Raw genomic sequence first — 12,694 nt, 5'->3', positions numbered from 1 at the left:
CCAGCTGGTTGCCACGGCGGTTGAGCTCGGCATAGCTCAGGGTCTGCTCGCCAAACACCAGCGCCGGGGCGTCCGGGGTGGCGAGTACCTGGGCTTCGATCAGCTGGTGAATGCTGCGCTCCTTCGGGTATGTCGCCTGGGTTGCGTTCCAGCCTTCGACCATCTGTTGCTGTTCTGGCAGTCCCAGCATTGGCAGCTCGCCAACCACCGCGTCAGCATTCTCCACCAGCGCCTGCAGCAGGTTGGCAAAGTAACCAGCCAGGCGGCCAATGTTCTCGTCACTCCACAACGCACGGTCGTGGCTGTACTGCATCGACAGCGTCGTGCCCAGCTCCACCACCAGGGTCAGTGGGTAGTTGGTCTGCTCCTGCACGGCCACGTCGCCGAAGCGCAGGCCACCGGGCGCGCCCTGTTGCAGCGCATCGGCCACCGGGTAGTTCTCGAACACCAGGATGCTGTCGAACAAGGCGTCACCGCCCTGCCCCGCCCAGCGCTGCACGTCGTACAGCGGGGTGTGCTCGAACTCGCGCACGGCCAGGTTGCCGGCCTGCACCTGGCCGACCCACTCGGCCACGGTCTGCTCGGCGCGCGGGGCGCCAATCACCGGCAAGGTGTTGATGAACAGGCCGATTTGCTCCTCTATGCCCGGCAGGTCTGCCGGGCGGCCGGCGACCGTGGCGCCGAAGCAGACGCTGGCCTGACCGGTGCAGCGCTGCAACAGCAGCAGCCAGGCCGATTGCACCAGGGTGTTGACCGTGACCCGGTTGGCCCGGGCGAAGGCTTCGATGCGCGCGGTCTGCTCAGGGTCGAAGGCCAGGCGGTGGTCGCCATGACCGCTACCGCTCGCGCCTGCGCTGCCGGCGATGGCCTGGGCCAGTCGGGTCGGCTCGTCCAGGGCCGCAAGCTGAGCTTTCCAGAAGGCTTCGGCAACTGCCGCGTCCTGGCCCTGCAGCCAGGCGATGTAGTCGCGGTAGTGCGTGGCCTGTGCCTGCGGCGCCAGGCCGGCATAGCGCTGCAGCACCTCGCCCAACAGGCGCGAGGTGCTCCAGCCGTCCATGAGGATGTGGTGGTTGGTGTAGATCAGGTGATGGCGGGTATCGCCCGTGCGCACCAGTAACAGGCGCAGCAGCGGCGCGGCAGACAGGTCGAAGCCGCGCTGGCGCTCACCCTCGGCCAGGGCTTGCAATGCCTGCTCCAGCGCCGGCTGGCCACGCCAGTCGTACTCGCTGCACGGCAGTTCGACGGCCTTGCGTACCACCTGCACGGCCTGCTCCAGTTCGCCCTGCAGGATGAAACCGCTGCGCAGGATGTCGTGGGCATCGAGCGTGGCCTGCCAAGCCTGCTGGAAACGCTGCACATCCAGCCCATCCACATCCACGCGCAGCTGGTTGATGTAGTTGCCGGCCTGCTGGTCGTAAAGGGTGTGGAACAACATGCCCTGCTGCATGGGTGACAGCGGGTACACATCGGCGATCTGCCTGGGCTCCAGCGGCAAGCTGTCCAGTTGCGCCTGGGTCAGCGCGGCCAGTGGGAAGTCCGACGGCGTCACGCCCTGGTGCCGGGCATCGCAGCAGTGCTCGACCAGCTCTGCCAACGCCTGCCCGTAGGCCTGGGCCAGCTTCTCGATGGTGGCCGGGTGATGAACGTCGGCGCTGTAGGTCCACTCCAGGAACAGCTCGCCGCCGTACACCTGGCCGGTGATGCTCAGCCAGTTGCCCAGTTGTGCGCCGGCACATTGGGTACGGCCTGCGCTTTCCCCGCTCGGGGTGAACAGGGCGCCGGCCTCGGCATCGAAGCTGGCATCGAACTGGCCCAGGTAGTTGAAGGTGACACGGGCCTGGGTGGCACGCTCGAGCTGGTCACGCACTTCAGCATCGCCGAGGTAACGCAACAGGCCGTAGCCGAGGCCTTTGTCCGGCACGCTGTGCAGTTGCTCCTTGATCGCCTTGATCGACTGGCCAAGGTCCTGGCCGGGTGTGAGGCGCACCGGGAACAGGCTGGTGAACCAGCCCACGGTGCGGCTGAGGTCGAGGTCGTCGAACAGGTCTTCGCGGCCATGGCCCTCCAGCAGTACCTGCACGTTATCCCCTGCGCTCCACCGGCACAGGGTACGCGCCAGCGCGGTCAGCAGCAGGTCGTTGATCTGCGTGCGGTAGGCCGCCGGGGCCTGTTTCAGCAGCTTGGCGGTGCGCTCGGCGTCCAGCCGCGTGGCGGCGGTGCGGGCATGGGTGTTGGCCAGGCTGCCCTGCGGGTTGTCACGCGGCAGTTCGCCGTTATCGCCGGCCAGGGCCTGCAGCCAGTAGTCCCGCTGTGCTTGCAGCGCCGGGCTGCCGGCATGGCTGACCAGGCGCTCGGCCCAGGTTTTTACCGAGGTGGTCTTGGCGGGCAGGCTCACGGCCTGGCCGTTCAGCAGTTGCCGGTAGGCCGCTTGCAGGTCTTCGAGCAATACCCGCCACGACACGCCGTCGACCACCAGGTGATGGACCACCAGCAACAGACGCTGCTGGCCATCGGCGAAATCGAACAGTTCGGCACGCAGCAGCGGCCCGTGCTCCAGGTTCAGGCTGGCCTGTACCTGGTTGCCGGCGGCGTCCAGTTCACTCAGTGCGGCCAGGTTGCGCTGGCGCAGCAGTGGTGCATTGTCCAACGGCTGGAAGCGCGCCTGCCACTGGCTTTCGCCACGATTGAAGCGCAGGCGCAGGGCATCGTGCTGTTCGACCACGGCGCGCAGGGCTGCCTCCAGATGTTGCACCTGCACCGGGCTGGCCGGCTTGAGCAGCACCGACTGGTTCCAGTGCGCCGGCTGGGCGATCTCCATCTCGAAGAACCGCGCCTGGGCCGGCAGCAATGCCACCTCACCGCTGGTGGCGGTGTCCACGGCTGCGGCCGCAACCGCTTGCTTGGCCTCGATGCGATTGGCTACCTGGGCCAGCTGGGCGATGGTCTGTTGTTCGAACAACTGCTTGGGGGTAATCCTGATGCCCTGGCGTTTGGCCCGGGCGATGATCTGCAGGCTGAGGATCGAGTCGCCGCCCAGTTCGAAGAAGTTGTCGGTGCTGCCGACCTGCTCCAGCTTGAGCACATCGGCCCACACGGCGGCCAGCTTTTCCTCGATATCACCTTGCGGCGCCACGTAGCCACGGCTGACCGCGCCCGGTGCCGGCAAGGCGCGCTTGTCGAGCTTGCCGTTGGCAGTCAGTGGCAGGCGCTCCAGCAAAAGTATCTGCGCCGGCACCATGTAGTCCGGCAGGCGCGCCTGCAATTGCGCCTGCAGTTGCTGCACGGTCACGCCTGCGTCGGCCACCCCGTAGCCCACCAGCTGCAAGCGCTCGGCGTCACCCTCCAATGGCAAGGCCAGTACCACGGCCTCGCTGACACCGGGCAGACCGGCCAGTACCCGGCCGACTTCACCCGGCTCCACGCGATAGCCACGGATCTTCACCTGATCGTCGGCACGGCCGATGAACTCGACCAGGCCGTCGGCAGTCAGCCTCGCGCGGTCGCCGGTGCGGTACAGGCGTGTACCACCCTCGCTCGGCACGAAGCGTTCGGCGGTCAACGCTGGCTGGCCCAGGTAGCCCTGGGCGACGCCTTGCCCGCCCAGGTAAAGCTCACCGGGCACCTGCGCCGCCATCGGGTTGAGGTAGCCATCCAGCACCTGGGCGCAGGCGTTGCCCAGCGGGCGCCCGACCGGCACCGTGCGGCAACCTGGCAGCGGCTGCCCCGGCTCGAAGGTGAGCACGCCGACTGTGGTTTCCGTCGGGCCGTAGTGGTTGATGACCCGGCAGGTCGGGCGCAGCTCGCGGATTTTTTCCAACAGGCCCCAGCTGCATGCCTCACCCCCCAGGATCAGCGCCTCGGCGGGCAGCACATCGGTGGCGCGGGCCGCTTGCAGCAAGCCTTGCAGGTGGCTCGGCACCAGCTTCAGCACGCCGACCTGGTGCTGCGCCATGTAGCTGGCGAAGCCATCCGGGTCGAATGCCAGTTCCTGTGGCAGCAGGTGCAGCAGGCGGCCCGAGGCCAAGGCACCGAACAGCACGGTGTGGCCCAGGTCGGCTGCGGTGGTGGAGACCATCGCCATGCTGGCCTCGGCCGGCAGTTGCAAGCGTTCCAGCACCGCCTGGGTGTAGCTGGCAAGTGCGCCGTGGCTGACCAGCACGCCTTTCGGCTGGCCGGTCGAGCCCGAGGTGTAGATCAGATAGGCTGGTTGTTCGGCGGCGATGGCTACCTCGACCGGGCTGTCGCTGCAGGTTGCCCAGGCGGTGTGATCGCAGGCAATCAGCTGCACGCCGTCCAGGCCGGCGAAGCGCTGGTCGCCCGGCTCATGCAGAAGTACGGCGGCGCCACTGTCGGCAACCAGTTGTAGCAGGCGCTCCTGCGGCTGCTGGGTGTCAAGCGGCAGGTAGGCGGCGCCGGTCTTGAGCACCGCCAGCAAGGCGCCGACCCACTCGATGGAGCGCGGCAGGCTCAGGGCGACGATGCTGCCGACACCGACGCCGCGCTGGCGCAGGTAGTCGGCCAGGCGGTTGGACGCCGCCTCCAGCCCGGCCTGGGTCATGAACCGGTCACCGGCACGCACACCGCCGTGGGCCTGGCCTTGCGCCATTGCCTGGCGCCACAAAGCGAGGAAGTCGCCGTGCGGGTAGGCCTGCATGGCTGCTGGCAGCAGCGTCGCCATTTGCGGGCTGTCGACGATCGCCTGCTGCGGGTCGCGGGCCAGCGCATCCAGCACCTGGCGCAGCGAGGCGGCCATGCGTTCGATGGTGGTCTGCTCGAACAGGTCGGTGGCGTAGGTGAAGTAGCCTTCGATGCCGTCGGCCTTGTCGGAGAAGTCGAACGCCAGGTCGAAGCGGGCGTCGCCGCCGTCACGGGCAAAACCTTCCACCTCCAGCGCGCCCAGGCGCCTGCGCCCTGCATCGCTGGCGGCCACGTGCTGGTTGATCTTGAACTGGAACAGCGGGTTGTGGGCCAGGTTGCGCTCGGGCAGCAAGGCATCGACCAGGTGCTCGAACGGCAGTTCCTGGTGCGACTGGGCGCCGCCTATCACGTCTTTGACCTGCTCCAGCAACGTGGCGAAGGTGGCGCGCTCGTCCACCTGCACACGCAAAACCTGGGTATTGATGAAGAAGCCGATCAGGCCTTCCAGCTCCTTGCGGTTGCGCCCGGCATTCGGGGCACCGATGCGGATATCGGCCTGGCCGCTGTAACGCGACAACACAACCGCCATTGCGGCCAGTACCAGCACGAACAACGTGTGGCCACCCTTGCGCGCCTGGCTGCGCAGGGCCTCGGCCTGCTCGGCGCCTATGTCCACGCGCACCACCGCGCCACGCTGGCTGGGCGTGGCCGGGCGCTCGAAGTCCAGCGGCAGGCTCAGCACCGGCTGCTCGTCGCCCAGCTGGGCCTGCCAGTAGGCCAGCTGGCGCTGCGCTTCACCGGCCTCGAGCCAGGCGCGCTGCCAGATGGCGTAATCTGCGTACTGGATCGGCAACGCCGGCAAATCGGCCTGCCGGCCTTCGGCCAGGGCGGTGTAAAGCTGGATGAATTCCTGCACCAGCACATCGCTGGACCAGCCGTCGGAGATGATGTGGTGCATGCTCAGCGCCAGCACGTGGTGATCGGCGGCCACGCGCAGCAGGGTCACCCGCAGCAGCGGGCCGGCCAGCAGGTCGAAGGGCTGCTTGAGGGCGGCGTCCACTGCCACGCTCAGCGCTGCCTCGTCGGCGGCACCGTCGAACATCACCCGTTCCAGCGCCAGCGGGCAGTGCTCGAGGATTTCCTGGTAGAACTCGCCCTCCTCCGAGGCAAAGCGCGTGCGCAGCGATTCGTGGCGTTGCACCAGTGCATCCAGTGCCTGTTGCAGCACCGCCTGGTCCAGCTCGCCCTTCAGGCGTACCGCCATGGGCACGTTGTAGGCCGGGCTGTCGGGCTCCAGCTGCCAGAGAAACAGCAGGCGTTGCTGGGCGTACGACAGCGGAATGCGCGCAAGGCCCTGGCGCGCGGGCACGATGGGCAGCAGGCGGAAGCTCTGCCCGGTGGCCTGCATCTTTTCCAGGATCTGCTGGCGTTGCTCCACGGGGAGGCCAACGAAACGTTGGGCGATGCGTTGTGCAGCAGTAAGTTCCATGTCAGGCCTCTGTGAATGCATTCATCATTTGTTCGATATCGCTCAGGCCATCGTCGGAGAGCGACAGGCCCTGCTCGTCCAGTGCCTGGGCGAACGCGCGTAGTTCCGGGTGGCTGAAGATCAGCCGCAGGGGGATGTCCAGCCCCAGCTCGACGTTGATCCGCGACACGGCCTGGGCTGCCAGCAAGGAGTGGCCGCCCAGCTCGAAGAAGTTGTCGTTCAGGCCGACCCGGGCAACGTTGAGCAACTGCGCCCAGATGCTCGCCAGCTGCTGCTGCCGCTCGGTCTGCGGCGCCTGGTAGTCATGCTGTGGCTGGTTCGGGTCGGGCAGCGGCAGGGCCTTGCGGTCGAGTTTGCCGCTGGGGGTCAGCGGCATGCTCTGCAGGGTCACCAGGTAGGCCGGGATCATGTAGTCCGGCAGGCTGGCCTTGAGGTACTGCTTCAGGGCTTGGCGCAGATCACCACGGTAGCCTTCGGCCGGCACCGCATAGGCGCACAGCTGCTTGCCACTGGGCAGGTCGATGGCCAGCACTGTGGCTTCGCGAACGTCCGGGTGCGCCCGCAGGTACTGCTCGATCTCGCCCAGCTCGATACGGAAGCCGCGCACCTTCACCTGGTGGTCGACCCGGCCGCGATAGGCCAGCTGGCCGTTTTCGTCGTAGCAGCCGAGGTCGCCAGTGCGGTACAGGCGGCCACCGCCAACCGGGTCGAACGGGTCGGGGATGAAACGCTCGGCGGTGAGTGACGGCCGCTGGTGATAACCGCGCGCCAGGCACCCTGCCCCGCCGATGAACAGCTCGCCGGGCACGCCCACCGGTGTCGGCGCCAGGCCATCGTCCAGGGCATGCAGCGTACGCCCCGGCAAGGCACGGCCGATCGGTACGCCGCCCTGGCTGACCTGCTCCACGGTCATCTGCGAGCAGTCGTAGGTGGTGGCGACCACGGTGGCTTCGGTCGGGCCGTAGGTATTCAGCAGGCGCACCGCTGGCGGGCCGTCGGCCAGCCAGGCGCGCAGGGCATCTTCCGGTACCGCCTCCCCCCCCACGTGAATCTGCTTCAGCCGGCCATAGGCCTCGGGGGCTCGGCGCTCCAGCGCCAGCAGCCGCCAGTAGGCCGCCGGCAGGTCGGCCACGGTCACGCCGTGGCGGTTGATTTCCTCCAGCAGGGTGGCGGTGTCCCACAGCCGCAGGTCGCGCAGCACCACACAGGCGCCCTTGGCCAGCGGCGGGAAGAACTGCTCGATGAAGCCATCGAAGCTGATGGTGGCGAACTGCAGCACGCGATCGCCCGGGCTGAGGCGCGAATAGTCGCCGGCCACCTGGCAGAACAGCGACAGGGCCTGGTGGTCGATGGCCACGCCCTTGGGCATGCCAGTGGAGCCGGAGGTGTAGATGACGTAGGCGAGGTTGTGCGGTGCCGCCAGGTTGGCCAGCGGTTCGGCGGGCCAGGCGTGCAGCCACTCGGTGCCCGGCTCCAGTACCACGCAGGGCAGTTGCTTGCCCAGTTGCAGGCGCTCACGCGAAGGAGCATCGGCCAGCAGCAGGCCGATATTGCTGTCCTCGACCATGTAGGCCAGGCGTTCTTGCGGGTAGTCCGGGTCCAGCGGCACATAGGCGCCACCCGCCTTGTGAATGGCGATCAGCGCCAGGGCCATGCCCAGGCCACGCTCGACAGCCACGCCGACCAGGCAGTCCGGCCCCACGCCCAGCGCCCGCAGGCGTTGGGCCAACCGGTTGCTGCTGCGGTCCAGTTCGGCGTAGGTCATCTGCTGGTCATCGAAGACCAGCGCCAGTGCATCCGGCCGCTCACGCGCCTGGCGCTCCAGCAACTGGTGTGCGCACAAGCCGCTGCCAGCCTGGGATGCCGGGTTCCAGCCGTAGGTCAGCTGCTGGCGTTCGGCACTGCCAAGGAAGTCCAGCTCGGCAATGCAGCGCTGCGGTTCGGCGCAGATGGCGTGCAGCAGTGCCTGCCAATGCCCGGCCATGCGCTCGATACGTGCGGCATCGAACAGGTCGGTGGAATAGTTGAACGAGGCGGTTACGCCATCGGTGCGTTCCAGGGTGTTGAGCGAGATGTCGTACTGCGCGCCCGGCTCCAGCAGGTCCACTTCCTTGACCTGCAGGCCGTGCAGGGCATCGCTGGACACCTGCTCGCCAAGGTCGCGCAGGTGGTTGTACAGCACCTGGAAGAACGGGTTCACACCTTGGGCACGATCGGGGTACAGGGCCTCGGCTACTTCGAGGAACGGCACATCCTTGTTGGCCTGGGCCTGCAAGGTGGTTTCCTTGATCGCCGCCAGCAACTGCGGGAAAGGCTGGCTGCCATCGACACTGATACGGGCCACCACCACGTTGATGAAGAAGCCGATCAGCCCTTCCAGTTCCAGACGGTTGCGGTTGGTGACCGGCACGCCGATGTTGAGCGTGTCCTTGCGGCTGTAGCGTGACAGCACGATCGCATAGGCCGCCAGGAACACATGGAACAGCGTGGCGTTGGATGCCACCGCCAGGGCTCGCAGGCGCTCGGTGAGGGCCTGTGGCAGGCGCACGTCGAAGCGGCTGCCCTGGTAGCTTCTGACCTGCGGGCGAATGCGGTCGGCAGGCAGTTCCAGCACTTCGAAGTCGTCTTCCAGGCGGGCCTTCCAGTAGTCGATCTGCGCCTGCATCTGCCCCTCGGCCAACCACTTGCGCTGCCAGGCGGCGAAGTCGGCGTACTGCACCGGCAATGGTTCGATGGTTTGCGTCTGGCCCGTGGCGGCGGCGTTGTAGGCGGCGGCGAACTCGCGCACCAGCAGGCTCATCGACCAGCCATCGGAGACGATATGGTGCAACGTCAGCGACAACAGGTGCTCCTGCTCATGCACCTTGAACAGCCGCGCGCGCAGCAGGGGGCCGTGCTCCAGGTCGAACGGGACGAAGGCTTCTGCTTCCAGCTTGCGCATCTGCGCGGCGTGGCCCTGGCCGCTGAGGTCTTCGAAACCGATCGCTACCGTGGTGGCCGGCAGGATGCGCTGCCAGGGAACGCCGTCGGCCTCGACGAACACCGTGCGCAACGACTCGTGGCGAGTTACCAAGGCATCCAGTGCAGCCTGCACTGCACAGTGGTCGAGGTGGCCCTGCATGCGCACGGCCATCGGCGTGTTGTAGGCCAGGCTTTCGGGGTTGAGCTTCCAGAACAGCCACTGGCGGTTTTGCGAGCGGGACACCGGCAGCGGTTGCTGGCGGTCGAGGATCTCGATGTCCAGGCCGGCGCCCTGCTCGCCTTCAGCCACTGCCTGGGCAAAGGCCTGCAGGTCGACGGTGTCGAACAGGCTGCGCAGCGGGATATCCAGGCCCAGTTGCTTGCGTATCCGCGATACCGCCTGGGTGGCCAGCAGCGAATGGCCGCCAAGGGCAAAGAAGTTGTCGCCCAGGCCTACCTGCGGCACTTGCAGGACTTGCGCCCAGATCTGTGCCAATTGCGTTTGCAGTGGGGTCTGCGGCGCCTGATAGGCCACCTGGGTGGCGACGGGCTCCGGCAGCGCCTTGACATCGACCTTGCCGTTGACCGTGACCGGCAGGTGCTCCAGCACCATCAGGTGGGTCGGCACCATGTGCTCGGGCAGCAGGCTCTTGAGGCTGGCGCGGATCGATTCCTGCCAGGCCAGCCTGTCGACCGGCATCTGGCTCGGCACCAGCCAGGCAGCCAGTTGCAGTTGCGGCGCCTGGCCATGCACGCGGACCAGGGCGTTGGTGACACCGCCCAGGGCACGCAGCTGGTTTTCGATTTCGGCCAGTTCCACGCGATAGCCACGGATCTTCACCTGGCCATCCATGCGCCCGGCGAACTGCAGGTCGCTGCCTTGGCGTACCCAGTCACCGCTGCGGTACAGGCGCTGGCCGTGGCTGCCATTCGGGTCGGGGACGAAGCGCTCGGCGGTAAGTGCCGGGCGGTTCAGGTAGCCACGGGCCAGGCCGGCGCCACCGATGTACAGCTCGCCTTTCGCTTTGGCCGGCAGGGGTTGCAGGCAGCGGTCGAGCACCGCGACGCGGGTGTTGGCCAGTGGCTGGCCGAGGCTGGCCTGCTCGTTCAGTTCGGCGACCAGCACACCGACGGTGGTCTCGGTCGGGCCGTAGTGGTTGAACACCTTCAGCGCCGGGGCCAGGTTGCGGACCTTGCCCAGCAGGCTCGGGCTGATGGCCTCGCCACCGAGCACCAGGCACTGCGCCGGCAACGCCGAGCGGCCAGCCACCAACATGGCTTCCAGGTGCGACGGTACGATCTTCAGCGCGTCTACCTGGTGCTCGGCCAGGTAGGCGGCGAAGCCTTCGGCATCCAGCACCTGCTCGCGTAGCAGCAAATGCAGCGTGTGGCCGCCGCACAGGGCGCCGAACAGCATGGTGTGGCCAAGGTCGGCAGCCGGGGTCGAGACTTGAGCCATGCTGCCGATACGCTCGACCGGCAGGCGCGCGGCTATGGCTTCGACGTAGTTGGCGAGGGCGCCGTGGCTGATCGCCACGCCCTTGGGCTGGCCGGTGGTGCCGGAGGTGTAGATCACGTAGGCCAGGTTGGCCGGCGCCGGGGCGATGCGGGCGGCGCTACCGTTGCCGGTTTGCGCCCAGTCCAGGCACTGCACGCCCTCGGGCAGTTCGGCCTGCCAGTTAGCGGGCGCCAGTACCAGGCGCGTGCCGCTGTCGGCAAGCATGTAGGCCAGGCGTTCGGCCGGCTGCTCGGGCTCCAGCGGCAGGTAGGCGCCACCGGCCTTGAGTACGCCGAGGATGCTGGCGAGCATGCCCACACTGCGGTCGGCCAGCACGCCGACCAGTGTGTCCGGCCCTGCTCCGGCCTCCGCCAACCAACCTGCAATGGCCTCGGCGCGGGCATCGAGCTCGGCGAAGCTGGCCTGCTCGCCCGCAGCAATCACGACCGTGCGTTCGGGGTGGCGGCTGGCGGCCGAGGCAAAACGCTGGTGAACCAGCAGCGTTGCGTCAGCCTGCGCAGGCGCGCCAATGGCAGTAGCCAGGCCTGGTAATGGCAGCTCGCCGACTGCGCCACCCGCCTCGTCGGCCAACGCCTGCACCAGGGCCAGCCACTGCTCGCCAAGGGCTTCGACGGTGGCCGCATCGAACACGTCGGTCGCATAGGTGAACGCTGCGTGCAACTGCCCCGCTCGCTCATGAGTATCCAGCGCCAGGTCGAAGCGGGCGCTGTGCTTTGCCAGCACGACCGGCGCCAGGCTCAGGCCGGAGCAGGTCTCGATGGCTTGCACGTCCGCCACCTGCGCCTGGTGGTTGAACAGCACACGGAACAGCGGGCTCTCGCTGCTGCGCGGCAGGTCCAGGGCTTCGACCAGTTGCTCGAACGGCAGGTCCTGATGGCTTTGCGCGCCTACGGCGGTTTCGCGCACGCGCTGGAGCAGGCCGGTGATGTCCAGCAGCGGGTCGATTTCGGTGTGCAGTACCTGGGTATTGATGAAGCAGCCGATCAGCCCTTGGCTTTCGGCGCGGTTGCGGTTGGCGATGGGCACGCCGACACGGATCGCCGACTGGCCGCTGTAGCGCTGCAGCAGCAGCTTGAAGGCTGCCAGCAGGACCATGAACAGGGTGACGTTATGCTTGCGTGCCAGGCCGCGCAGGCGTTCGGCAACATCTGCAGCGATGGGGAACTCGTGACGTGCGCCGCGATAGCTGGGGCGGCCCTGGCGGCTGCGGTCCAGTGGCAGTTCCAGCGGCGAATGATCGTCGCCCAGGCGCGCCTGCCAGTAGGCCAGCTGGCGCTCCTGCTCACCGGCCTGGAGCCAGCTGCGCTGCCACAGGGCGTAGTCGCGGTACTGGATCGGCAGCGGTTCCAGGCGGGCTTCGCTACCGGCCACGGCAGCGTCGTACAGGTGCAGGAATTCGTCGATCAGCACGTTCATCGACCAGCCGTCGGCGACGATGTGGTGCAGGGTGAGCAGCAGGATGTGCTCCTGTGCCGCCAGTTGCAGCAGGCGCACACGCAGCAGCGGGCCGCTGGCCAGGTCGAAGGGGGCCAGGGCTTCGGCTTCGGCAATGGTTTCGATGGCGGCCTGACGGGCGCCTTCGTCCAGGCCAGCCAGGGCATCCTGGTGCAGCTGCAACGGGGCAGCGCTGGCATCGACCTGCTGGCGCACGTCATCGCCGTCGGCGACGAAGCGGGTGCGCAGGGTTTCGTGGCGGGCCACCAGGGCATCGAAGGCGTGCTGCAGGGCGGCCAGGTCCAGCGGGCCCGTCAGGCGCACGGCCATGGGCAGGTTGTACGCTGCACCTTGCGGGTCGAGCTGCCAGAGGAACCACATGCGCCGCTGGGCGTACGACAGCTGATCACGCTCGGCCACCTCCACCCCGGGCGCAATCGGCAGCACGGAAAAATCCATGCCCTCGCCCTGCAGCGCCTTGAGGAACAGGCGGCGCTTGTCGGGGCTGAGTTCGATGAAGCGGCGGGCGAGCTTGAGCGTTTGGTCGGCATTCATGTCGAGCGGTGTCCTGGCAGTCGAGCGGTAACTGTCAGACGAAGGTGTGGGGGGCTGATTTAGTGGAGGATTCCTGGGCTTGGGGAGTCGCCTTGTCG

At 67.6% G+C, this 12,694-nt stretch carries 2 protein-coding genes; both read right to left on the bottom strand.

The features are described 5' to 3' along the window. The coding region (locus ACK1U9_RS17285; RefSeq protein WP_449110060.1) for an amino acid adenylation domain-containing protein at positions 1 to 6,127 on the bottom strand (6,127 nt) is incomplete at its 3' end. Position 6,128: 1 nt separating this feature from the next. Further along, positions 6,129 to 12,596 carry an amino acid adenylation domain-containing protein gene (locus tag ACK1U9_RS17280; RefSeq protein WP_449110059.1) on the bottom strand — a complete coding sequence of 2,156 codons (6,468 nt, stop codon included), beginning with the start codon at positions 12,594 to 12,596 and terminating at the stop codon, positions 6,129 to 6,131. Positions 12,597 to 12,694 lie beyond the last annotated feature (98 nt).

This window comes from Pseudomonas sp. XP1 (genome assembly GCF_053557675.1).
The sequence above is the reverse complement of the archived record's forward strand: the minus strand, read 5'-3'. Positions and strand labels throughout refer to the sequence as shown.

Coding starts and splice junctions, on each gene's coding strand:
- ACK1U9_RS17280 (WP_449110059.1), bottom strand. CDS start 12,596: ATGAATGCCGACCAAACGCTCAAGCTCGCCCGCCGCTTCATCGAACTC.